Origin of the sequence: Streptomyces sp. NPDC001828 (genome assembly GCF_042892175.1) — a bacterium.
Taxonomy (GTDB): domain Bacteria; phylum Actinomycetota; class Actinomycetes; order Streptomycetales; family Streptomycetaceae; genus Streptomyces.
In genome coordinates this window covers 12628-33841 of record NZ_JBIATV010000023.1, presented here as the reverse complement: position 1 = coordinate 33841, position 21214 = coordinate 12628, and the positions used below count along the sequence as shown (strand labels likewise).

General features: G+C 71.7%; 26 protein-coding genes. 17 read left to right on the top strand and 9 right to left on the bottom strand.

Translation table 11 applies throughout. The features are described 5' to 3' along the window. The first annotated feature begins 278 nt into the window (after window positions 1-278). Window positions 279-1127 carry a hypothetical protein gene (locus ACFYZA_RS38965; RefSeq protein ID WP_388494973.1) on the top strand — a complete coding sequence of 283 codons (849 nt, stop codon included), beginning with the start codon at window positions 279-281 and terminating at the stop codon, window positions 1125-1127. A gap of 10 nt (window positions 1128-1137) precedes the next feature. Here ACFYZA_RS38965 and ACFYZA_RS38960 read toward each other — a convergent pair whose 3' ends face one another. The 9 genes from ACFYZA_RS38960 to ACFYZA_RS38920 all read right to left on the bottom strand — a co-directional run bounded on the left by ACFYZA_RS38960 (window position 1138) and on the right by ACFYZA_RS38920 (window position 10501). Then, window positions 1138-1893, bottom strand: coding sequence for a hypothetical protein (locus tag ACFYZA_RS38960; protein WP_388494972.1), 756 nt, complete (start codon window positions 1891-1893; stop codon window positions 1138-1140). An 87-nt stretch (window positions 1894-1980) separates the two neighbouring features. Continuing rightward, window positions 1981-2328 carry a hypothetical protein gene (locus tag ACFYZA_RS38955; protein ID WP_388494971.1) on the bottom strand — a complete coding sequence of 116 codons (348 nt, stop codon included), beginning with the start codon at window positions 2326-2328 and terminating at the stop codon, window positions 1981-1983. Window positions 2329-2469: 141 nt separating this feature from the next. Then, window positions 2470-2970, bottom strand: a complete 501-nt coding sequence (locus ACFYZA_RS38950; protein ID WP_388494970.1) for a hypothetical protein — start codon at window positions 2968-2970, stop codon at window positions 2470-2472. A gap of 1105 nt (window positions 2971-4075) precedes the next feature. Beyond that, window positions 4076-4309, bottom strand: a complete 234-nt coding sequence (locus ACFYZA_RS38945) for a hypothetical protein (protein WP_388494969.1) — start codon at window positions 4307-4309, stop codon at window positions 4076-4078. Window positions 4310-4506: 197 nt separating this feature from the next. Further along, complete coding sequence (locus ACFYZA_RS38940; RefSeq protein ID WP_388494968.1) at window positions 4507-4710, bottom strand: hypothetical protein; 204 nt, start codon at window positions 4708-4710, stop codon at window positions 4507-4509. Between the two features lie 182 nt (window positions 4711-4892). Beyond that, the gene (locus ACFYZA_RS38935) at window positions 4893-5291 is read right to left on the bottom strand and encodes a hypothetical protein (RefSeq protein ID WP_387810415.1); all 399 of its coding nucleotides are present in this window, start codon (window positions 5289-5291) and stop codon (window positions 4893-4895) included. Beyond that, window positions 5291-5797, bottom strand: coding sequence for a MarR family transcriptional regulator (locus ACFYZA_RS38930; protein WP_058848653.1), 507 nt, complete (start codon window positions 5795-5797; stop codon window positions 5291-5293). The genes ACFYZA_RS38935 and ACFYZA_RS38930 overlap by 1 nt, the downstream gene beginning before the upstream one ends. A gap of 1102 nt (window positions 5798-6899) precedes the next feature. Next, window positions 6900-8573 (bottom strand): helix-turn-helix domain-containing protein, encoded by a 1674-nt coding sequence (locus ACFYZA_RS38925; protein ID WP_388494967.1) that lies wholly within the window; start codon window positions 8571-8573, stop codon window positions 6900-6902. A gap of 596 nt (window positions 8574-9169) precedes the next feature. Next, on the bottom strand, window positions 9170-10501 hold the full coding sequence (locus ACFYZA_RS38920; protein WP_388494966.1) for a GNAT family N-acetyltransferase: 1332 nt from the start codon (window positions 10499-10501) through the stop codon (window positions 9170-9172). 274 nt (window positions 10502-10775) lie between these two features. On the opposite strand from ACFYZA_RS38920, the gene ACFYZA_RS38915 reads away from it, so the two are divergent. From ACFYZA_RS38915 to ACFYZA_RS38840, 16 genes are all read left to right on the top strand, one after another. After that, window positions 10776-11087 carry a hypothetical protein gene (locus ACFYZA_RS38915; RefSeq protein WP_365865883.1) on the top strand — a complete coding sequence of 104 codons (312 nt, stop codon included), beginning with the start codon at window positions 10776-10778 and terminating at the stop codon, window positions 11085-11087. Continuing rightward, on the top strand, window positions 11084-11347 hold the full coding sequence (locus tag ACFYZA_RS38910) for a hypothetical protein (protein WP_388494965.1): 264 nt from the start codon (window positions 11084-11086) through the stop codon (window positions 11345-11347). The genes ACFYZA_RS38915 and ACFYZA_RS38910 overlap by 4 nt, the downstream gene beginning before the upstream one ends. Beyond that, a complete protein-coding gene (locus ACFYZA_RS38905; protein ID WP_388494964.1) occupies window positions 11344-11520 on the top strand; it encodes a hypothetical protein in 177 nt (58 codons plus the stop codon). Before ACFYZA_RS38910 ends, ACFYZA_RS38905 begins: the two co-directional genes overlap by 4 nt. Then, the gene (locus tag ACFYZA_RS38900) at window positions 11517-13103 is read left to right on the top strand and encodes a DUF2637 domain-containing protein (RefSeq protein WP_388494963.1); all 1587 of its coding nucleotides are present in this window, start codon (window positions 11517-11519) and stop codon (window positions 13101-13103) included. Before ACFYZA_RS38905 ends, ACFYZA_RS38900 begins: the two co-directional genes overlap by 4 nt. Next, window positions 13100-13348, top strand: coding sequence for a hypothetical protein (locus ACFYZA_RS38895; protein WP_388494962.1), 249 nt, complete (start codon window positions 13100-13102; stop codon window positions 13346-13348). Before ACFYZA_RS38900 ends, ACFYZA_RS38895 begins: the two co-directional genes overlap by 4 nt. Window positions 13349-13448: 100 nt before the next feature. Beyond that, the gene (locus tag ACFYZA_RS38890) at window positions 13449-15719 is read left to right on the top strand and encodes a hypothetical protein (protein WP_388494961.1); all 2271 of its coding nucleotides are present in this window, start codon (window positions 13449-13451) and stop codon (window positions 15717-15719) included. Between the two features lie 218 nt (window positions 15720-15937). Next, the gene (locus ACFYZA_RS38885) at window positions 15938-16456 is read left to right on the top strand and encodes a hypothetical protein (RefSeq protein WP_388494960.1); all 519 of its coding nucleotides are present in this window, start codon (window positions 15938-15940) and stop codon (window positions 16454-16456) included. A gap of 13 nt (window positions 16457-16469) precedes the next feature. Next, window positions 16470-17129 (top strand): hypothetical protein, encoded by a 660-nt coding sequence (locus tag ACFYZA_RS38880; protein ID WP_388494959.1) that lies wholly within the window; start codon window positions 16470-16472, stop codon window positions 17127-17129. Between the two features lie 162 nt (window positions 17130-17291). Continuing rightward, complete coding sequence (locus ACFYZA_RS38875) at window positions 17292-17897, top strand: hypothetical protein (protein ID WP_388494958.1); 606 nt, start codon at window positions 17292-17294, stop codon at window positions 17895-17897. Between the two features lie 99 nt (window positions 17898-17996). Further along, window positions 17997-18170 (top strand): hypothetical protein, encoded by a 174-nt coding sequence (locus tag ACFYZA_RS38870; protein ID WP_388494957.1) that lies wholly within the window; start codon window positions 17997-17999, stop codon window positions 18168-18170. Between the two features lie 80 nt (window positions 18171-18250). After that, window positions 18251-18634: a hypothetical protein gene (locus tag ACFYZA_RS38865; protein WP_388494956.1), complete on the top strand. Its 384-nt coding sequence runs from the start codon at window positions 18251-18253 to the stop codon at window positions 18632-18634. A 17-nt stretch (window positions 18635-18651) separates the two neighbouring features. Then, a complete protein-coding gene (locus tag ACFYZA_RS38860; protein WP_388494955.1) occupies window positions 18652-19134 on the top strand; it encodes a hypothetical protein in 483 nt (160 codons plus the stop codon). A gap of 71 nt (window positions 19135-19205) precedes the next feature. Continuing rightward, window positions 19206-19781: a DUF6919 domain-containing protein gene (locus ACFYZA_RS38855; RefSeq protein ID WP_388494954.1), complete on the top strand. Its 576-nt coding sequence runs from the start codon at window positions 19206-19208 to the stop codon at window positions 19779-19781. 128 nt (window positions 19782-19909) lie between these two features. After that, window positions 19910-20071, top strand: a complete 162-nt coding sequence (locus ACFYZA_RS38850; protein WP_388494953.1) for a hypothetical protein — start codon at window positions 19910-19912, stop codon at window positions 20069-20071. 75 nt (window positions 20072-20146) lie between these two features. Further along, window positions 20147-20743: a hypothetical protein gene (locus ACFYZA_RS38845; RefSeq protein ID WP_388494952.1), complete on the top strand. Its 597-nt coding sequence runs from the start codon at window positions 20147-20149 to the stop codon at window positions 20741-20743. Window positions 20744-20832: 89 nt separating this feature from the next. Next, on the top strand, window positions 20833-21204 hold the full coding sequence (locus ACFYZA_RS38840; RefSeq protein ID WP_388494951.1) for a hypothetical protein: 372 nt from the start codon (window positions 20833-20835) through the stop codon (window positions 21202-21204). Window positions 21205-21214 lie beyond the last annotated feature (10 nt).

Here is a 21214-nt window from a genome sequence, read left to right as displayed (position 1 = left end):
GCTGACCAGGCCCGGAGGGCCCTGGCACCTTTGCCCGTCATGCCGTCTGGTCATGGGCCGGACGGCGGGCTTGGGCCTACGCGATGCCCGCCCCCAGGATACCCGTCCGGCGCAGCCGGACAGGGCCGAACCGGCAGTCCCGGACGGGTGAATCCAGATCCGGGACGCCGTGTCCATCCAAGGCCGACCGACGTTGTACGCGGCGGCGCGGCCACCCTGCGCGCCACCGCGTGCGGCGCCGCGCCAGCTGGCCGCATGGTCGAACCGGAAGGCCCCCGATGACCGAGCAGACCCCCACAGCCGACGGCGTTCTCGCCATCAGCACAGCCCTCATGACGGCGTGGCAGCACCTCGCGCCAGAGCACCAGGCCCTGGCCAAGGAGGAGAAGGAAACCACGGTCCGGGAACGCCAGGGCACCCTGCGCCGCATGAGGGAGAACCTCCAAGACGCCAACAACCAGATGGTGTTCGTCCTGGATCACCTGGCCACGGCCCACGGGATGCGAGCCCTCGGGCTCCACGGCCAGCACAGCCAGGACCGCAGCGGTGACGACTACTCGCCCCTCCTCCCCGTCGGCGACCCCGACGAGAAGCTCTGTGAGGCGGCGACCATCCTTGGCGTCGCCATCGGCAACCTGGACAAGGCGTACGTGCCGACGCAGAAGTACCCCGCTCTCGCGAAGTGCCGGTGCCCGCAGTCGATGCGGCAGCTCTTCGCCGGCCTGCGCGACGCCGTCACGGCGATGTGCGCGGAACTCACGGCTCGGGACCTGACCGACGGCGCCCCCGAACTGGAGCCGTGGAAGGGCTTCCTGGACGAGCTGGAGGCCCGGGTGTGCCCCACCGTGCCCGTCCAAGCAGCCTGGGGCGTCTCCAAGCACGTGGCGGTGGACACCGAGCTGCGCGGCAAGCTGCTGAGTGCCGGGTGCGGAAGCGCCGAGCGTGAGGTCGCGATGTGGCTCATGTTCCAGCCGGACGACCAGCAGCGGCCACCAGGCGAGATCGCGGCCCAGCTCGACCTTGAGCCCAGCCAGGTCGATGAGGCGCTGGAGAAGCTGAAGGCGATCGGCGTGCTGCGGGACGACGGGACGCTCCTCGGCGTCCACCGCGGGCCGGTCCCGGCCTGACGGCCACCTGTCACCGTTTCGTTGACAGTCTGGCGTCGTCTGCCGCGAGGCGGGCCGCGGACAGTTCGTCGAGCAGATCGCGCACGGCGTCACGCGCCAGGGCCGCCTCGTCGGCCCGCGGGCCGGACGGCTCCAGGCCCTGCCGGGCAGGCTCGATCCGCCAATGCAGCATCTCCAGGCACTCGATCCTGCGCACACCGTCGGCGGCCTCGGACAGCTGGTCCAGGTAGACGGCCGCAGCGGCGTCCTTTGCCAGCTCCGGCCATGCGCCGGCGACGTCGACCAGGCGGCCGCTGACGGTCTTGATGCGGGCCTCGTGCGCGCGGCACCACGCTTCCACCGTCCGCCGCCGTGCGCGGTCGCGCCGCTGGGCGCGGACATCGCGGTCGCCGCGGTGGGACTCGGCCGCCCGCTCCAGGCGGGTCGCCTTGGCCTCGGCGGCCTGCCGGTTCGCCATGCCGAGCGAGTCCGCGATCCTCTGCCACGACGCCGAACGGCTGCGGGCCGCGCGGATCAGATCGCGCTCCAGGGCGTCCAGGTTGGCCCGCGCCTCTTCCATCAGGGTCAGGGCGGCCAGGACGTCCTCCGCCGGGACCTCCGGGCTCTCCTCGCCGGCACCGCCCGTGTAGTAGCCGAGCGCCTGGGCCCGGACCTCCTGCATGACCTTGAGCGGGTCGAGGTAGTTGCCGTTCTGGCCGTAGCGCTCGCGCAGCAGCTCCTCGGCCGCTTCCTGCATCCGTTGCTGCTTCGCGTGGTCGATCGCCATGGGGCCCACCCTTCCACACGGAAGGCGGTTGTCACCAAAAAGTTGACACTCGTGTTCGCGCGGGGATGCGGCCGCCGCCGGGCCGCCTCAGCCGGTCGAGCCGTCGGTGGCCGTAGGGCTCTCCAGGAACGCGGTGGCCGCCAGGAACTCCGCCTCCCGGTCGGCGGCTGCGACGTCGAGGCGAACCTTCTGTACGGCCGCCAGGAGTTCCAGGGCTGGCGTGCTCAGCAGGTCGACGTCCTTGCTCGTGATGCCGCGCCGGGCGGCGACTTCGTCCAAGATCGCCTGCCGGTGGCTCCACTGGATCGCGGCGCGCTGATACGCGGGGCTCGCCTCTCCGTGCAGCAGCCGGGCGCGGCTGAGCGCCGTACGGGCCTCCCGGACGTCGGCGCGCACCCACTCGGCCAACCTGCCGGGCGACTCTTCCACGATCACCGGCGCCTTCCCCTCGTTGCTGGCTCCGCACGGACGGCAACACGCTAGACGGTGCCGACCGCACCGGAACCCGGCGCCCAGGAATCGCCCTGAAGAAGCCCCGGAAGCGCCCGGAGAACGGGGTGCGGCGGCACCTTCAGGTCAGCGGCCGTACGTCGAGCGGCACAGGTCGACGATGTTCTGCCCGACCCCGTTGTGGGCCGCGGACCGGCACAGCGTCCGCATGTCGTAGGCCGGGGCGGTGTTCGGGCGGGCGCGCTGCGGCTTCTTGCGGGGCGGAGCAGCAGCCGGACGGCGGGGCGCGGCCGGAGCGGGCCGTACCGCCGCCCGGGGCCGCTGCGGCGCCGACGCTTCAGGGCGGCCGGTGCGGCGGACCGGGTGGCGCACCGGGGCCGCCGGCGCCTGCCTTGCCCGCTCGCGCGGCGGAGCGGCCGCGCGCGGTTTGTCGTCGCCCGTGCGCACCAGCTCCTCGCGGGCGGGTGCCTGGCTCGGGGGCGGGGCGGAAGAGGGGGTGTACGCAGCGGCGGCGGGAGCCGGGGCCGCCGGGGGCCGGTCGGCCGGACGTCCGGCGGCCGGGACGCTCACGCAGGCCGAGGCGGTGAGCAGCACGAGGGGGACGAGCAGGGCGGCGAGGCGAGGCATGTGACCACCGTGGCGCAGGCCGCGGCCGCCACGTCGTCCGACGCGGGCAGCGCCACCAGGACGGGTGACCGCCGCGGCGTCAGCCGCCTTGTCACCGGAAAGTTGACACGGGTCGCAGCCCGCCGGAACCGGCCGACGGCCAAGATCGCAAAAACGTGCGTTAAGGAGCATCGCCGCAGGTCAACGGCCTGTCTCGGCGGACCGGATTCCGGTGACTCACCGTGGCCGCAGGCCGGAAACGCCAGGGCGGCATGGTTACGGAGAGTGCTAACGCACGGTTTGGCAATCTTGGTCGCCGGAGGCTCCCGGGACCGGCGGTCGGCGCTGGGAGGCCCCATCCGCCCCGCGAGGCCACACAAGCCCCTCAGAGCGCCCGACAGGCCGTGCGGCGCGGAATCGGGCCCAGAGGTGCTGTGCGCGCGGGAGAGGGCGAACCAGGCCCGTTCCTGGGGGGTTTGAGGCCCGATGATGCGTCACCACCTGCACCGATACGGCGCCTTGCTCCTTCTGTCGCCGCGCGAAGCGCGTCCTTTCATCTGTTCATCCCCCCACGGTCCGCAGACTGCAACGGCGGGTCAGGGGAGCACGGACGAGAAGCAGCGCGGAGGGGTGGGGCGGGGCCTGCTCAGCCCGGGACGGGCCGCAGGGAAGGGCTGGACCCCGGCCACGGCCCCGCCCCGGCCCTCCGCCCCTCTTTCGCGCGCCCTTGGGCGCGCACTCTCAAGCCAGGGGGATAATTAACCTCGGGCGCCTTTACGGCTGAGCGGGGTGGGCCCGCTCCGCTCGTAGGTGCGGCGCCGTGGGCGGTGGGCCAGGCCCGGTGCCCATCGGTGCCCTCCCCTCCACTCAGGCCGGAGACGCCGCTACTACGTCGCGGGGGCTCGTCGCGGCACGTCAGCCCGGGTGTCCCGAGGGGGAGTGGGCCCAGTAGGGCCCACGGACCCGAGGGAGGAGAATCGGGCGCGGAGGTCAATTATCCCCAGTCCGGCTATGCGGAGCTCCGGGAGCTTCCACGAGGGCGCACGCCGAAGGCCCGCCTCCCGCAGGGGTGGGAGACGGGCCTTCGGAGAGCAGGCCGCAGCGAGAGCGGCGGCCGCGGGCGGGGCTAGTCGAAGTCGCTCATGCGGTGCGCATCCTCGGACGCCATCCACCGCTCGTACGCAGTCGGCCCGCGCCGGCCACGGCGAGCCAGCTCCGTCAGCAGCTCGCTCCCGGTCAGCTCACGGGGTGCCACTTCGGCTCTCACGGCCTGGAGCTTGCGGTCGACGGCCGCCAGCACGTCCTCCATCTCGTCATGGATGACGACGACCGGCTTCGGCGAAGCGGGCAGGTGCTCCACGGGGGTTCCCTTCAGTCGGGCTTCTACAGGGTATGACGCGGTCAGCCCGGGGTCGTTGGCTTGAGCCAACACCTCCGGCCGCCGGGTCGGGGCCCGTTGGTTGCAGCCAACGGGCCCCGGCGGATCTCGTTCGAGACGAGCGCGACGACCAGGACCAGCGCGAGCACGGCGGCCGCCGTGGTCCCGTCGCCACCGGCTCAGTCGACGACCGCGACCTGCTCGCCGATCGCGTACTCGACCGTGTCGCCGGAGGAGTACGTGACTCGGACTCCTCCGTCCGGCAGGTCCGCGACCGCGTCCACGAGGTAGGGCAGCTCGTCGCCGCTGATCACGACTCGATCGTTGCGCGTCAGGGAGTCTGCGGGGAGCTGCTCGGTTCGCGCCTGGGGGTTCGTGTTCATCTGCTCATCTCCTGCGGTGGGTTTCGAGTGCCTGCGGGTCGGGGTGCCAACCCCTTCCAACATTGAGAACATTACCACATTCAAGCCACAGGGGGAATGGTGTGGGTGCCCCCCGATGCGGGTCTCCATGCACGAAGGGTCCCGCCTCGGAACTGAGGCGGGACCCTTCGGGGCGGCGTCGGTCAGGAAGTCGGCGTAGGCACCGGGAGGTGCCGGACGGTCGCAAGGGGGCGGTCCGCCTGGTCGGCCGGGGCGCCCGTCTTGGAGATCCCGAGGGTGACGTACACCGCCGCACCCAGCCGGTAAGTCTGCACTCCGACGACGCGGCCGGCAGGCTCCAGCCACGCATCCGCGAGGAGGGCGTTCACCGCCCGGGATGTCGCCGAGGTGCTCATGCCCACCTTCCCGCCGATGGCGGAAGCGGACTCGTCGACGCGTTCACCGACGGGGACCGCGGTCGCGACGTACATCAGGATCTTGGACGCGGCGGCGGGCAGGTCCCCCGACTTGCACAGCAGCTCGTGCAGCTGCTCGCGGGTCAGCCAGTATTCGGCTTCCAACTGCTCAGCCGGGGAGCTCATCACTTGACCTCCTTGGAGGGCCGCGACTTGGCGGGCTCCGGCTCGGGTGCCGGGATTACAGGATGCCTCATGTCCGCCACGGCCTTCACCTGCTCTTCGGCAGGTCCGTCGTATCCGAAGCGACCGTTCAAGCGGTACAGGGTGACCTTGGCCATCGTGCCAGCTTCCAGGAGGAAGCCACCGGCATGGAGCTTCTTGACCGACTTCGAGACCGCCCGGGGGTTCATCCCGAGCTCCTGCCCGATCTGGTCGAAAGTCATCTCCAGGCGGGCGGCCTTCTCGCCCGAGTTGAAGATGTAGAAGCCGAGCACATCACGGTCGTTGCGGTCGTAGCCCGAGTCCTTGCGCCACACCGCCGCACCCATCTCCTTGGAGACGTTCACGTGGCGGCCGCGCCAGCTGTACCGGACGGGCTTCTTCGCTGGCTGCTCGTCCTCGAAGCCAGGGAGCATGTCGATCTGAACGAGTTCGCCAGACTCGCGAACGACTCCGTTGCGCCTTCCCATAGCCTCCCACCTCGGACTTTCCCATGTACGGGAATCGATGGGCGCCACCATACACACCCTTCCCGGAATCGGGAAACGCCCTGGGGGCCCTTCGGCGTGTCGAGGTCGACAGGGACCGTTTCCCGAAATCGGGAAGCGTGATGCAGATTCTTACATTCGTCTGTCGCGGAACGTACAGATCAAAACGCTCTGACCTGCGGAAACGATCTTCGCCTCTAACTACGTAGTAGAGGCCGGTGGCGACCTGCGGCGGGGGAGGCGCCTGCGGCGCGTTCACCGCCGCAGGTCGACGGCCATCCTCCCGTGGTCAGTGGTCGGGGTGGGGGAGGCGGCTCCGCCGCGCAACAACAGCATTCCCGACCCCCCTCCTTGCCAGCCGCTTTTCCCTCCCCCGACCCCGGGCCGGCCCGCACCCGTCGACGTCGCGCAGCTCCTCCTGGCCCTCCTCGACCTCAGCCCCTCGCCCCGGCCACGACGCGCCGGCGGACAACAACGGCGCGGAGGAATCACCCCGACCCACCGCTCAGTCCAGCCACTGATTCCAGGGGCAACTGCCCAGGGAGGGCCCCCTGGGGCCCGAGTGGTGCGTGACGCGGAGCGCAGCGGAGTGTCGCGCAGGGCAGGCGGCAGTGGCTGGTCCAGCGCAGCCGAAAGGCGCTGGTGGGGGGTCTGGGGGGAGGCGCCCCCCAGGGGTGGGCGGTCCAGCGCGCCCTAGGCGCTGGCGAGGGGTCTGGGGGCGAGGAGCCACCAGTACCCGGCCGAAGGACGGGTGCACCACACCCCGGGGCGAGGCCGCTGGTGGTGACAAGCCGTTCTGCGGATGTCGGTGGGGAAAGGCGGCTGGCTACGGAAGGGGGTGGCGGCGGCCGGGCTTCGGCTTACGGATCTTGGTGGGTTGCTTCTGGTGCTGATTCGACGAGGGGACTTCTTGAGGCGCTTGCGCCGTTGATCGCGGCGGAGCCGCCTGCCAGCCCAGGCCCGTACGGCGGGTCGGGTGTCCAACAGGCCCCGCCCGGGAAACGCGCCGTAGGCGCCGTGGTGCCCGCGGACATGGGTCGGCCCCCGGTAGGGACTCCTCCCGGGGGCCGATCCATGTGTGCCGTCAGCCGATGTGCGCGGGCTGCTTCTTCACCGCCTCGATCCGGCACCGGGCGCACAGGCCGTCGGTGCCGACCGCGGGCTTGTCCCACGGGCAGCCGGTGTTCTCGTGGCCGGGGCAGTGGTCGCCGGCCCACGGTTCCTGAGCGGGGATGGCGACACCCAGGCCGGGGTCGGGGCGTTCGGTTCCCGCAGCAAGAGCCACGTTCTCCTCGGCCGCTGCCTGCTGGCGAAGCCGGTTCTGCTCGCGGGCGTAGTCGTCGGCGGCGAGCCGCACAGCGAGGGCCTGCCCCAGGACGTCGGCGCCCCGCCCGGCTGCCGCCCGGCGAGCCTGCTCGATCCCCTCGACCACGTGCGTCCGGAACGCGGCGGCCGCCTGGTCGTCGCCGCCGGTCCGTGCGCGGTACGCCGAGACGGCCTGATCGACGAAGGCGGCAGCGTCCCGCTTCGAGGAGGCGATGGCTCCGGCGCAGTCTCCGCAGGGCTGGCCGGCGGTGCCCCGGTCCTCCTTGCAGTACGGGCAGGCCCGGCGGCGGAACTCGGCTTCCCTCTCCTCCGCCCGAGCCTTCCGCGCCCGCTCCTTGTCGGCGCGGCGGTCCTTCTCCCGCTCCATGCAGCTGCGGCAGGGGTTGCCGTCGTCGAGTTCGCCGTCCTCGCAGCGCGGTTCGGGGCACGGACCCGGCTGGAGCATGGCCACGGCCGCGCCGACCGGGCTGGTCAGGGTGCCCTCGGCGTAGTGCTTGGTGTAGCCGTGCGTCACCCAGCGCCGGGCTACCCGGTCCCCGAGCATCTTCGCCTGAACGAGGCCGCCCCCGGCCAGCTGCTTCTCGATGGCCTGCACGACGGTCTTCGGCCGGTCGGAGCGGACCTTGCGGACCAGGGCCTCCCGGAGCGCATCCGGGAACCCTTCGAGGACGCGCTGCACCTCGGCCGTCACCAGCACCTCCCTTCCAGATCGAGCCGACGTCCGGTTCGGCGCTCCTGCGCCGTCAGCCGCGGCGGAGCCGCTCGACGTCCCGCGCGCGCTACTACCTGTAGGGGCCTGACGGCCGTTACCAGCGCTTCGCGCCGAAGGCGCCATGGGGAGGTTTGAGTGGGGAGGTTCAACAGGGGAGGTTTGGGGGTCTGTCAATCCCCCCTGCTGGGACTGAGAGTCCCCCCTGAAGGGACTCTCAGTCCCCCCTGAAGTGGGAGCGGCACTCAGGTTCTCCAGGGGGGACTCCTTGTCCCCCCTGGATGTGGCAGAGCCCTGCTTGGCGCGGGGTTTCCCCTTGTCAGAGCGCTGTACGCGGGTGGGCGCGGGCACGATGTCGGGGCGGTTTTCCGGGGTGAGGAGTCCCCGGCCGCGCCGCCGGCGGGTCTCGTTGATGTCGTCGACGTCCGGGAACCAGCTGTACGGGATGAGCAGGTCGTAGACCTTCGGCCGGTAGCGCTTCTCGATGTACTGCGCGGCCCGCTGGTCGCCCAGGCCGATCAGCTTGCGGTCGACCAGCTTGCCCAGCTTCCGCTGGACGGTCTTCTCGTCGCAGAGCGCATCCTTCGCCAGGGTGGCCTTGGACGGGAACGCGTCGCATCCGTCCTCGTCGGCCCGCTCGGCGAGGGAGATAAGGATCAGCTTCTCGGTCGTGTCGGCGACGGGGGCGGCCTTCATCGCCCAGAGCATCGGTGTGAGGCTCATCGGCCCTCACCGAGGACGGCGGAGATGGAAGTGCTGTGGGGCGGGTAGATGGACGGGTGGTGCTGGAATGGCACGAGTGCTTCCCTTTGAGAACGTTTCGGGGAGCCTCATTGGCCAGATCGAGGGCAAGCCGTGTGATCAATGTGCTGATGACGCGGTGTCGCCCTTATCCTGGCGCTGCTGTTCGTGTGGCAACACGGCAGCGAGGCCCCACCTATGGGTGTGGGTTGGCGCCCCCTCGGGGGCATTGACTCTGGGCGAGTCGAAACTTGGTGGCCGTTCCGCTTAGGCGGGGCGGCCATCAGACTTTCAGCGTGGTGGAGCTGGGGAACACGAGCGGCGTGCGCCGACTGATCGTTTCTGGCCGTTCGGCGCGGCGCTGCCCGAAGGCTGCTGCGGCGATATCGCCTGAACCCGTACGCTCATCGAAAGCGCACCTCCCCCGTGACTAAGGTGCGGCCGCTCTCCGGGTCTCGACCTCCGGCGGCGGACCGACAGGCCCCCGAGGGGGCCTGTTGCGTTTGGGAGGATTTTCCCTCCCTGATCGTCTATCCGACCACACGCACCGTAACGGGTGGGTCGCCGGGGGGACGAAGTCATTTGCCCTCGGGCGTAGTTGCGGAACCAGCCGGTTCAGTCAGGGCGGGGCCCACGCCGCGGACGCGTCCCGCCTTCCGCTGGAAGAGGGCGCCGGACTGGCGGCCGTCCGCCGGGACCGTGCGGATCAGGTCGAAGTCGCGTGCGTGGTAGTAGTCGAGGAGCCCCTGGTTCGTTCGCCAGGCGTCGAGGCGCAGCCACTTCTTCCCGCCGGCCTCGGCCCGGGTGCTCGCCCAGTCGAGCAGGGCGCTGCCCAGCTCCTCGCCGCTGGCGTCACGCCGGACGACCATCCGGTGCACGTACAGCGCATCCTCGGCGGCCTCGTCCGCGTTCCAGAAATCTGGATCGGCGTGGGTGTCGAGCGTGATCGTGGCGACCGCTATGCCCTGGTCGTGGACCAGGAAGCACTCCCCGGCGGCGATGTTCTCGCGGATGCGGTCGGTGCGCGGCTCGTACTGCCACTGATCGATGCCCCGCTCCCGCAGCCAGTCCCCGGCCTGCTTCCACAGGGCCGTGACGGTCTCCAGGTCCTCCGGCGCGGCCGGGGCGATGGTCAGTTCGCTTCCCAGGCGCGGCCGCTCGTCCTCCAGCACCATCTTGATGCGGTCCCCGGGCAGGCAGTTGATGACGCACCTGACCGGCTGCCCGGCGGCGGTGTAGCCGGTGACGACTTCCTCGGCGATCGGGGTACCGGGCGGGATGCCCAGGCGGGCGGTCTGCGCCGGGTCCGGCATTCGCCACTCGTACTCGCGCACCGTGCGCACCTGCTGGTAGCCGAGCTCGGCCAGGACGACGTTCGCCCCCCGCGCGATGTCGGCGGGGTTCATGATCTCGTCGCTGTCCTTGACGAGCGCACGGGGAAAGTAGGAGTCGTTCGAGAGGTAGGGCTCACCGTCCAGGAACCGGACGCGGCGGCGGACGGCGGTCAGCTCGCCCTCCTCCAGGCGGAGCCGCTCACGCACGATGGGCGGCGCCGGCACCACCGAGACCTCGATCGTCTGGGACGCCTCGCGCCCCAGCTCCATCATCTCGGTGAGGAAGCTGTCCATCTCGGGACTGAGGGGGCGCTTCCTGAACTCCTGCTGCGGCCTGTAGATCATCGGACGCCTGACCCGCACGAAGTGCCCCCGCGGGCGGTCCGCGTAGATGAGGCCCTCCTGAATCAGCAGGTCCAGGCCCTTGCGGACGGTGACCCGCGTGGTCGCGTACTTGTCCGCGAGCGAGGTCTCTGTGGGAAGGGGGCCGGAGGCGAACTCACCCGCGCTGATGCGTTGGCGCAGGTCATTCGCGATCCGCACATAAAGCGCAGGCGGCTTCTGACTAGGTGACATGGCCTTAGTTCTACCTGCGGTTTCCCTCATTGTCTACTCAATGTGCGGCGCGTCTACTTTGCTCTTGACTCCTGGCGATCAAAGGGGCAGGATTCATCTCGGCAACGCATTGTCTACACAATGTGCGTGGCCAACAAGGGGTATGCAATGAGCCCCTGAGCTGGACAAACGGAAGGCCCGCTGTGCCGGGGCGGACCTTCCGCAGCAGGACCCCGCGGGGATGGCTCCCCGCCCGGCACGACCTCTCGAAACCCGACAACGAAGGGCACGAACCGTGACCACCACCGAAACCGCCGCCAGGCCCCCGTTCGGGGCCGCGCTGCACGCGCTGTCCACCCTGACCGGACAGCCGGAACGCTTCTTCCTCGGCCGCCCGGCCGACTCCGCCCGCACCCGGGGCGCCCGCGTCGAGTTCGTCGCCATGCTGCTGCTGGACCTGGACGACCACGACGCCCTCACCGCCCGCCGCCGCACCACCGCCCCCCGCCCGGCGCTGCTCGCCGTCGTCGACGAGCTGGAGCACGCCGAGAACGCCGCCGCCGGCCTCGGCCTGGACGACGAGATCGCCGGGGGGTGGGCCGCGTGAAGTTCGACGCCCGCACCATCGAGGCGATCAACGCCTTCATCCGCCTGTTCCTCGTCCGCGTGGACGAGCTCCACACCGGCCTGTTCTTCCTGGTCATCCCGCTGTTCGTCATCGTCGTCGGCGCGGCCGCGCTCGCCGTCATCGTCATCGCGGCCGCCGTCTTCCTGGTCGCCGGTGCGCTCGGCGTGATCCTCATGGCCCGCCGCGGGATCAACGCAGCCGCCGCCCACAGCGCGGCCGCTCGGGCGGTGACGACATGAGGAACCGCTGCACCCTCCCGCTGACCCGCGCGGCCCTGGACGCCCACAGCCTGGCCGACCGCGACGAGGCGCACGAGCAGGGCCGATGCACCCAGGTCTACGCCACCCAGAACCCGCCGAAGCCCCCCGTACGAGCCGCCGCCCCCCGCGCTCAGGAGATCACCGCCCGATGACCATCACCGAACCCCGCACCGAGACCGACACCCCTCTGATGACCCGCACCGACCGCCGCACGGTCGGGAAGGCCGCCGCCAAGGAGGCCGGGGCCCGCGCCAAGCAGGCCGAGGTCGAGGCCGACAAGACCGAGAAGCTCGCCGGGCTCGACGTCGAGGACAAGAGCCTGGACATCGAGGAGAAGCGGCAGAAGGTCGAGCGCCGCCGCCGCCAGCTCGCCCGCGAGGAGAAGGCACGGGTCCGCAAGGAGGCCGTGCAGAAGTGGAAGGGCCGCGGCAAGGCCCTGGTGCACGCCCTTCCCGTGATCGTCGCGGTGTCGGCCGTCGCCGCGCTGATCGTGGCGTCCGTCTGGATCGCATGGCCGGCGCAGGCCGAGGCGATGCGCGAGGACCTGGGCGCCCGGTCCTGGGTCGTCCCCGGCGTGGTCGAGGGACTGACCTGGACCTCCGCGTCCCTGACCATCCTGGCCGTCCGCCGCAAGGCGCCGGCGGGCCGCTACCGGGCGATGACCGTCATCAGCGCGCTGATCGCGGCCAGCCTCAACCTCTTCCACTCGCCCAGCGCTTCGGCCGGACAGGTCAACGCGCTCGCCTCGCTCGCCGGTGTGCTCGCCTTCGAGCTGGTGGTCGGTCTGCTCCAGCACACCCAGAGCGGCCGGACGGCCGCCGAGGTGCGCGAGCAGCTCGCCCGGTGGATCGCGCACCCGCTGGTGTCGCTGACCGCCTGGCGTATCCGGGCCCCGTACCGCAAGACGATCACGGTCCAGAAGGCATGGGATCAGGCGTGGGAGTCGCACCACGGCGGCCAGCCGGGCACGACGGCCGCACGGGTTCGCCGCCAGCGCCGGGCCGAGGCCCGCATGGAGCGGGCGCGTTCCAAGGCGGGCCGCCGCCGGGTGCGCGAGCTGAAGCGTTCCCTGGAGGCAACCGCCGCCGAGGCCGCCATCGCGGAGAGTTCCGCCGAGGCAGCCCAGGCCCGCGCGGACGAGATGCGGGCCCGTGCGGAGGAGTTCCGGGACCGGGCCCAGAAGGAGGAGTTCAAGGCCCAGGCGCGGCTCAGTTCCCAGAAGTACCGGGGGCTGCCGTGGATCGGGGGCCAGTGGGTTCCCGTGCTCTCCCCGCAGACCCGTTCCGAGGGGGGCGAAGAGCGTTCCGAGGACCCGAAAATCCAGTTCCCGTCTGGGGAGTCGGCCCCTCGGACCCCCGAGCGGAACGGTGCGGAACAGGGTGAGCGGAACACCCCCGCACCGACCCGGAACGCGGCGAAGTCGGCCGGCGGGAACGACTCGAAGCCCGGAACGGAACGCGACCTGAGCGAGCACCTGGACAAGGCGTTCCCGGTCGCCCGGGAACTGGCGTACGAGGCTGCGGCCGACCGGCGCAAGCGGACCGGGAACGGCTTCTTCTCCCCCTACACCCTCGCCAGCCGGATCGGTGTCCGCCGCCAGGACGGGCCCGCGCTGCTGGCCCTGCTGGAGACGCAGCCCGGGTTCGCCGAGGCGATGGCCGAGGAGATCGAGAAGGCCCGCGCGGCCCAGCAGGAAACCGACCGGAACGAGAAGGAACTGGAGCCCACCGCATGAGCGGAACGACCCCGCGCAACCTGCCGCCCCTGCTGATCCTCGCCGCCCCCGCCGGGATCACGACGCTGTGGGTCCTGCCCGTGAACTACGGGCGGACCTGGCAGGAGTCCGGCATCGCGGCCGCCGTCGTCTTCGTCGTGGTCCTGCTGCTGTCCAAGCTGCCGGGCTGGTTCGCGAGCGGCGCCAAGAAGGCGGCGAGCAAGGCGAAGAAGAAGGCCAGCAAGAAGAAGGACGACGAGAAGTAGCCCCGCCCCATCACCCCCGAGCACGCCGCGGGGCCCGGCCGGAGAAGTTGACGCGACCCGGCCGGGCCCCCGTCCCCCACAGAGAGGAACACCGCCCATCATGACCCAGACCACCGACCACTCCGCACCGAGCGGACAGGTCCTTGACCTCACCAAGCGGCTGCCGCCCGAGGCCCGCGACCACCTGGAGCAGGCCGCCCGCAACGAGGCCCGCACGAGCGCCGCCGGCCTGGCCGACGCCAGCACCGGCACCGTCAAGCTCTCCTCCGAGGTCGACGGCGAGCCCTTCGTCATCGAGCAGCTGGACGACGAGCGCCGCCGGGGCCTGAAGACGCTGATCCCCGCCTCGCTCACCAACCCCGACGTGTGGCGCCACCGGGGCGAGGTCCTCGCGCACGCCACCGGATACCACGCCGCGCACAGCCCGGTGTACGTGTGGCGGATCGTCAAGCTCTCGTCCATCGGCCTGTACGCCGAGCTGGGGGCGGCGTGGGGCTACCTGCTGGCCACCGAGTACGGCGCCGACATCGACGAGGCCAAGCGCGAGGCGAAGAGGAAGGGCTTCGCCGACAACGGCGACGTCGCCCAGCTCCGCGCCGAGCGCAAGCAGGTCGGCAAGGCCCGCCGCCGCGAGAACCTGACCATCCTGTCCGCCACCGGCTTCACCTCCTACACCGCCGCCGTCGTCGGCATCGCCCAGGTGTGGGGCCTGGCCATGGCCTTCCCCGCCCTGATCCCGGTCATCGGCGTCATGTACGCGTGCGGCGCACGCGAACTCCGCCGCCGTGGCGACGACTACGTGGTCTTCGAGCCGGCCGCGCTCGACGAGGACGCCCCGCTGACCGATGCGCAGATCAACCGGGCGCTGCGGATCGCGGTCCCGGCGTTCAAGGAGGACGACGAGGTCCAGCTGGTCGGCCTCATCCAGAAGGCCGACATCAACGCCGCGCAGTGCGTGTTCAAGCTGCCCGCGCACGTGACCGTCTCCAAGCTCATCGAGAAGCGCGAGGAGATCGCCGGAGCGCTCCAGGTCGATGAGAACTGGCTCGACATCAAGCAGGACGGACACCCGACCCGGTGCTCCTTCTGGATCGCGACCTCCGACCCGTTCGACAAGGTGCGCCGGTCCCCGCTACTGGGCCAGACCACCCCGCTGGACCTGTGGAACGACGGCGCGCCGATCGCCTACAACAAGCGCGGGGAGACCCGGCGCCTGACGATCCGCGACATCATGCTGCTGATCGGCGGGGCGACCCGGACCGGTAAGGGCATGGCGCTGCGGAACCTGATCTGCGCGCTGGCCCTGGACCCCCGGATCAACGTGCGCATCGTCGACGGGAAGCCCACCGGCGAGCACCTCGTCTACGCGCCGATCGCCGCGACGATGTTCGGCCGCGAGCGCAACCGGCTCGATTTCCTGCTGGACGCCTACGAGGCGGAAATCGAAAGGCGCGAGGACCTGCTGGCCTCGCTCGGCGAATCGAAGATGACGGCGAAGCTGCTCAAGCAGCTGAGCATCGAAATCCTCATCATCGACGAATTGGCGACGTACACCCGCAAGAACGTGCCGGGCGCGGCAGCGCGGCTTTCCCGGCTGGAATTCCTTTCCAGCGTCGGCGCGGGCCTGGGCGTCCTCCTGGTGGTGGCCACCCAGCACCCGGAGGTCGACGTCATCCCCGCCGGCCTGCGCGGCAACATGACCGGCCGGTGGGCCCAGCGGACCGCCGACGCCGACGGCACGAACGCGATCCTGGGCAAGGGCGCCACCGGCCGGGGGATGCGGGCCCACGACATCCCCCGCGACAAGCGGGGCCTGGGCTGGCTGGACATGGACGGCATCGCCGAGGAGCTCGCCCGCTCCTTCCTCATCGACGAGGAGAACGCGGGGGAGGCGTCGGAGATCATCGCCGTCGGCGTCGAGCTGCGGCGGGCCGCCGGACGTCTGCCGGGCCAGTGGGACGACCCGATCGAGGCGTACCTGGTCCAGATGACCGGGCTGACCTCCGCAGCCGGCGGCCCCGGCGGACGGGGCAAGCCCGGACGCCCCGGGCAGGCCGCCGCCAACGCGACCGTGCTGGACGTCCTGCTCGACACGTTCAAGGACGAGGCCGACCGTGTGCCGCTCGCGGACGTGCGGGCCGCGTTCGCCGCCTGGAACCCCCGCCAGTGGGCCCAGGCAGAGGACGAGGACGACGCCACGTACGAGGGCCGGTTCGGCAAGGCGCTCGGCGCGCTGATCGACGAGCAGCTGGAGGGCACCGGCGTGGAGCTGGAGCCCAAGCGGTGGCGCGCGGGCGAGAAGAGGCTCCGCGGCTACCTCCTGGCGGACGTCGAGGCGGCCCAGGAGGCCGCCCGGAAGATCCGCAATTGACCCCTAGGCCAGGCCCTAGGCCGCCGGACATCCGTGCAGGTCAGGGCCTCGCCCGGTCGTAGGACACCCGGCCCCGGTCCTGGGACGCGTCCCAGGACCGCCGGGCCGGTGTCCCGGGGGTGGCCACCCCCCTGACCTGCGAGGACGCGCCGCGTCCCAGGTCGTGACCACCCCCCAAACCCTCATAAAACGATCTTCCCCAAGGAGCTTCCCCGATCATGAACCACCCCGCCCGTACCGACCCGGAGACCGTCTACACGATCACCCAGGCCCCGCAGGGCCCCGCACCCGTCGCGCCGTACGTTCCGGCCCGCCCCGTCCCGGTGGAGGCCCCGCTTCCGGGGGTCGAGCTGGTCACGCTCCCCGGCGGTGCCCAGCAGTGGGCTTACGTCCGCCACGAGACGGCGCCGGTCCCCGTCCGGGGCGGCTCCCAGCCGATCCCGGCCTGGGCCAAGACCGCGGCCCTGCTGATGTGGTCCGCCGCCGGAAGTGCCGCGCTCGCCGCGTACGGCCTGTCGCTGGCCGGCCCCTGGCTGGAGGCCCTGGCCTACGCGCTCATGGCCTTCGCCGTGGCGGTCACCGTCGTCGCTTTCGTCGTCCGCGGCCTCTTCTCCGGCCTCCGCCGTCGCGGGGGCGGCGGAAGCACCACCGCCGAGGCCACCGCGACCGCGACCGGCCGCACCGTCCTCGGAGGCAAGGTCACCGCCACCGCAACCGCCATCGCCCAGAGCAAGTAAGGAGTCCATCCCTATGGCCACACCCTCACTGACCATCCGAGGGCCGCTCAGCCTCAACGGAGCCCCCATCCGCTGCCCCGGCCGGGAGAACGCCCCGGCCCCGCGCCGCCTGAATCTGCTGGTATCCGGTACGACCGTCATGGCGTCCTGCGGGGAAAAGCACCGGGGAAAGGACGGGGGCGGCGGAAAGGCGAAATGCTTCTTCGCCGTCGAGGTGATGACCCCGGCCATGGTGAAGTCCATCGTCGAGAACTTCGAGCCCAACCGGCGCTTCCGGGTGAACCTGCCCGGCGGCAAGATCCTGGACGGCAGGCGCGGCCCGGCGGTCAAGGCCGCGCCCGCAGGCAGCGGCACCGCCTCCTCCGCGTTCGCCGCGAAGAAGGCCGCGGCCCGGGGCGGCAAGCAGCCCGTGGCGCGGCGCGGCGGCGGGGGCCTGGCCGCCGCCCTCAACACCGTCACGGCGGTGGCCGGCACCGCCACGGCGGCCGTCAACGCGGTCGGCGCCGCCGCCAACGCGGTGGGCGCGACCGCCAACGCCGCGGGCAAGGGCTTCGACATGGGGCGCGAGGGCCTGAAGACCGGGCAGGCCGCCATCAAGGCCGCCGACAACGCGTCAGCCCGCAGCTTCGCCCGCGAAAACCGCACGTCGGACAGCGGCGGCGACGCCGAGTAGTTCCGTGGGGCCCGGCAGGGCCCCGCGGGCGGCACCCCTGAAGTTCCCCCGGCGGAGCGCCACCCCTTGCCAATCCGGTCTAGAGCTAGTATTATTCTAGATGTTGGAAGGGGGTGGCACCCCGACCGACACCACCACTCGAAACCCGTCCCGGAGGCATCCGTGCGTATCCGACGCATCCTGAAGAACCGTCAGTGCAAGCAGTGCAACACCTTCAACAACCCGTTCCGCCTGACCTGCATGGTCTGCCAGATGCCGATGGGCGGTGTCTCCCGCCACCAGGCCCGTACCGCCGCCATCGTGCGACGGGCGGCTGGCCTGGTCGAGGCCGTCGGCCGCTGGGCGCTCCTGATCCTCGCGCTCATCGCCGTCGTCCGGCGGGGCGCCGGGCTGGACCTGTACGACCTGATGCCCGCCCTGGCCGCGTACGGGGCCGCGCAGTTCGTCGCGCTCCTCCTGGAGGACGTTGCCGAATGGGTCGCTCCCGGCCCCACCTGGAAGGAGGCCGCCGAGGACCTGCGCGAGGTCGAGAAGAAGCTGGCGAACAGCCCGAGCCGGGTCCTCGCCGTGGGCGAGCTCAACCGCCACGGCGGCGTCGCCCCGGTCACCGGCATCCTGCGCGCCCTCGCGGCCTACGCCATGTACGAGAAGGAGGCGTGCGCGGAGGCCGACGACGTCCAGGAAGCCGATGCCCAGGAGCGGCTGGAGCAGGCCCTGAAGGCGGCCGCACGCGAGATGGACGCGGACATGGAACGCGCCTGGTACTGACGGCTGCCCGCGGTCCCGGCGCGCACCTGCGGCGCCGGGGCCAAGGGGAGCCGGGCAGTCCCGCCCGCTTCCACGCCCCTCATCAAGGAGCCCCGCCCCATGGCGAAGTACGTCGTCACCGCCACCTCCCGCACCGGCCAGAAGGTCAACACCGTCACCGGCGGACCGAGCGACCAGAAGGCCATCTACAGCGACAAGGAGCTGCGCGACTTCAAGGCCGCCGCCGCCTCCGACCCGCGCGACCTGGACGTCACGGTCCGCCCCCTGGACTGAACATCCCGCCCCCGGGGCGGCGGTCGGCACCGCCGCCCCGGCCCCGCTCGAAACCACGACCGCACCACGAGAGGCACCCCGTGATCCGCATCGTCTCCTTCGGCTACGGCCACGCCGAACCCCCCGTCGCCGAGGCCACCTACGACCTCCGGCGCCTGTTCAGGAACCCGTTCCACGACCCCGAGCTGAAGAACCTCACCGGCCTGGACGCGGCCGTGTACGAGCACGTCCGGGCGACGCCCGGCGTCGAATCCCTCGCCCAGGTCGTCACCTTCCTCGCGGTCGGCCTCCACGACACCGCGCGCGGCGGGGACATCACCATCGCCTACGGCTGCGTCGGCGGCCGGCACCGCTCGGTCGGACTTGCCCGCCTCACCCAGGAGCTCATCCAGCTCACCAACCGCGAGACGGCGATCGAGCATCGCGACATCGACAAGCCGCTGCTCCCCCCGTCCGCCCACTGACCGAGGAGACCGTCCGCATGTTCTTCCGCCGAACGAAGCGCGCCCCGCGTCCCGCTCAGCAGCGGCACGACTTTCCGAGGGTCGAGTACATCCCCATGAGCCTCACCGAGCTGCAAGCGTTCGAGCGGGTCATGGTGCACGGTGACGCCTGCCTTCGCCGTGGCCGGCCGGACCTCATCAGCCTCCACAACCGCAGCACGGAGCTGATCGGCAACCTGTACCGGAGTGCCGGTGCCGCCTCGGTCCACCAGGCCGACCCGGCCCGGGTCCGCATCCCGATCCAGAAGGGTGACCTCTTCTGGCTGGAGTCCGCGATCCGCGACATCGAGCAGTACCGGGGCGACTCGGCCCTCGCCCATGAGGGGAGGCAGCTGCTCAACCGCTTCAACGCGCTGCTGGGCCAGCAGCGTGCCGTCATCCACGCGGGCGGCACCCCGATGTTCGACCCGGACGCCCCGGCGCCCGTGGTCGTCGACGCCCCCCAACTGCCCGCGCACTGACCTGACCACCCCGGGCGGCCGCCGCACGGCGGCCGCCCGACCCCGGCACGACGGACGGAGAGGAACCCGCAATGCCCCGCTCAGCAGCTCGCGCCTGGTCCTCCGCGCGCACCCTGACCGACCTCGGTGAACTCACCGCGCAGTGGCTGGAGGGGAGTCTCGCGACTCTGGCCGGCGGTGCCTATCGCGGCGGGCCCGACGAGGAGACCGGCCCCCTGGTGCCTGTCCTTGCCGCCGTGAACCGGGCCGGGTACGTGACCACCCAGTCCCAGCCCGGCCTGGACGGACCCGCCTTCGACGGCCGCCGGTGGCGGCAGCGCGCCGCCGTCATGTGCCTCACCGACACCGAGGGCCTTCAGCGGCTCACCCGCACCGCTCGCGACGCGGGTCTGCTGCTCGCCGTGCACCGCACCTGTAGCCGCGGGCCGGTGCGCGACATCCTCGCCACCACCTGGGGCGGCCGCGAACACACGTCGTTCGGTGGCCGGGTGCCCAAGGGGTACATCCGGCTGGAGTACCGCGGATGCCACCGCGAGGCCGTACGGGCCGCCATCGACGCCCACCAGGTCACCCTGGTCGATCCGGTGTGGGGCCGGGACACCCTGCTGTGGCCCGCGCTGACCGAGGCCCTCGCCCCCACCCCCTGACCCTCCCGAACCGCGAGACGCACACCGTCTCTTGTGAATCCGGTTCAAAACTGGTAATGTTCTTCTTGTTGGAAGGGGATGGCACCCCGACCGGCACCACCACTCGAAACCCGATACCGGAGGTATCCGTGTCCCAGTCCGAGACCGTCAAGAAGCTCCAGGCCGAGGCTCGCGCCGCCTACAAGGCGCACAACACGCCGGAGACGGCGGCGGCCTTCCGCCTCGCACGCGGCCAGGCGCAGACCAACGGCAACGCGGCCGCCGGTACGCCGCGCGGCCCGCGCTCCTGAACTAGCCGCCCTGTCCCGGGGCGGACCGCCGAGACCGGCGGCCGCCCGGGGCCGACCCCGTACGGAGCTGTAGAGATGACCACCTGTCCCACCCACCAGAGCAGCGCCCCGCCGCCGCCCTCGATGCCGTACAGCACCACGGCCGACGGCTTCGTGTGCAAGGGCTGCGCCGCCGCCACAGGCAGCGAGGCCCTGCGCCGGAACCACCACTGCCCGTGCTGCGGCGAGCGGTTCGTGAGCGGCTGCACCGGCCAGCCGCGCCGCCGCACCTGCCACCGCTGCGGCACCATCGACACCCACCTCGACCAGTGGCTCCCGCCGACGGACCCGATCCTGGAGCTGCTCGGCGAGAACCACACCCCGAGCCCCTGGTTCCGGGTGTGGCAGGAGGCGGCCCGGCGCTTCGGCGCCGACATCGCCCACCACCTGGCCCAGGTGACCACCGAGATCGACCAGACGCACCTGTACGGGCACATCGCCTTCCGCGGGTCCGTGCTCGCGATCCGGTACGGCACCCGGGGGTTCGCGGCGGCGAGCGACTGCCCGCGCACCGAGTGCCGCCGGGGCCGGATCTGGACCCCGGTCCAGATCCGCGAGGACCTGCTGAACGTCCGCCTCAACGGCCCCGGCCCCGGTGCCTCCGAGTGCGACCGCACTTCCCGGCACAGCTGACTGTGCCCGTGCTGCCCGGCCCTGACCGGTCCGGACAGCGCGGGCGGAGCCGGACCGCCCGGACCGCGAGACCGCAGAACGGAGACACCTTGTCCAGCCACACCCTGACCCCGCTCGGCGGAGCTCCCGCCGGCCGCACCGTCCGCGTCGGATGGGACGCCCCGCTCGCCAGCTACTTCGCCAGCGCCTGGGACGAGCCCGCCGACGAGGGTGCCGAGGCCGACCACCTGGTCTTCGCGGGCGCGGCACCGTACGACATCAGCGACCCCGCCACCGTGCTGGAGCTCGTGACCCCGTACGCCGTGATCCCCGAGGGCCTGCGCGAGCAACTGCTGGCCGACCGCGACCGCGAGGGCGACCGCTTCCGGGGCCGCCCCGCCACCGAACTGGTCGGCACCGCCGCTCTCCCGTACGCCCGCAGCACCCGGCAGGCCGACGCGATCCGCGCCGCCCTGCGCTGACTTCGCCCGC

Coding starts and splice junctions, on each gene's coding strand:
- ACFYZA_RS38920 (WP_388494966.1), bottom strand. CDS start 10,501: ATGTCACCTAGTCAGAAGCCGCCTGCGCTTTATGTGCGGATCGCGAAT.
- ACFYZA_RS38890 (WP_388494961.1), top strand. CDS start 13,449: ATGACCCAGACCACCGACCACTCCGCACCGAGCGGACAGGTCCTTGAC.
- ACFYZA_RS38885 (WP_388494960.1), top strand. CDS start 15,938: ATGAACCACCCCGCCCGTACCGACCCGGAGACCGTCTACACGATCACC.
- ACFYZA_RS38880 (WP_388494959.1), top strand. CDS start 16,470: ATGGCCACACCCTCACTGACCATCCGAGGGCCGCTCAGCCTCAACGGA.
- ACFYZA_RS38925 (WP_388494967.1), bottom strand. CDS start 8,573: ATGAGCCTCACACCGATGCTCTGGGCGATGAAGGCCGCCCCCGTCGCC.
- ACFYZA_RS38905 (WP_388494964.1), top strand. CDS start 11,344: ATGAGGAACCGCTGCACCCTCCCGCTGACCCGCGCGGCCCTGGACGCC.
- ACFYZA_RS38860 (WP_388494955.1), top strand. CDS start 18,652: ATGTTCTTCCGCCGAACGAAGCGCGCCCCGCGTCCCGCTCAGCAGCGG.
- ACFYZA_RS38940 (WP_388494968.1), bottom strand. CDS start 4,710: ATGAACACGAACCCCCAGGCGCGAACCGAGCAGCTCCCCGCAGACTCC.
- ACFYZA_RS38900 (WP_388494963.1), top strand. CDS start 11,517: ATGACCATCACCGAACCCCGCACCGAGACCGACACCCCTCTGATGACC.
- ACFYZA_RS38950 (WP_388494970.1), bottom strand. CDS start 2,970: ATGCCTCGCCTCGCCGCCCTGCTCGTCCCCCTCGTGCTGCTCACCGCC.
- ACFYZA_RS38870 (WP_388494957.1), top strand. CDS start 17,997: ATGGCGAAGTACGTCGTCACCGCCACCTCCCGCACCGGCCAGAAGGTC.
- ACFYZA_RS38965 (WP_388494973.1), top strand. CDS start 279: ATGACCGAGCAGACCCCCACAGCCGACGGCGTTCTCGCCATCAGCACA.
- ACFYZA_RS38960 (WP_388494972.1), bottom strand. CDS start 1,893: ATGGCGATCGACCACGCGAAGCAGCAACGGATGCAGGAAGCGGCCGAG.
- ACFYZA_RS38935 (WP_387810415.1), bottom strand. CDS start 5,291: ATGAGCTCCCCGGCTGAGCAGTTGGAAGCCGAATACTGGCTGACCCGC.
- ACFYZA_RS38895 (WP_388494962.1), top strand. CDS start 13,100: ATGAGCGGAACGACCCCGCGCAACCTGCCGCCCCTGCTGATCCTCGCC.
- ACFYZA_RS38930 (WP_058848653.1), bottom strand. CDS start 5,797: ATGGGAAGGCGCAACGGAGTCGTTCGCGAGTCTGGCGAACTCGTTCAG.
- ACFYZA_RS38855 (WP_388494954.1), top strand. CDS start 19,206: ATGCCCCGCTCAGCAGCTCGCGCCTGGTCCTCCGCGCGCACCCTGACC.
- ACFYZA_RS38845 (WP_388494952.1), top strand. CDS start 20,147: ATGACCACCTGTCCCACCCACCAGAGCAGCGCCCCGCCGCCGCCCTCG.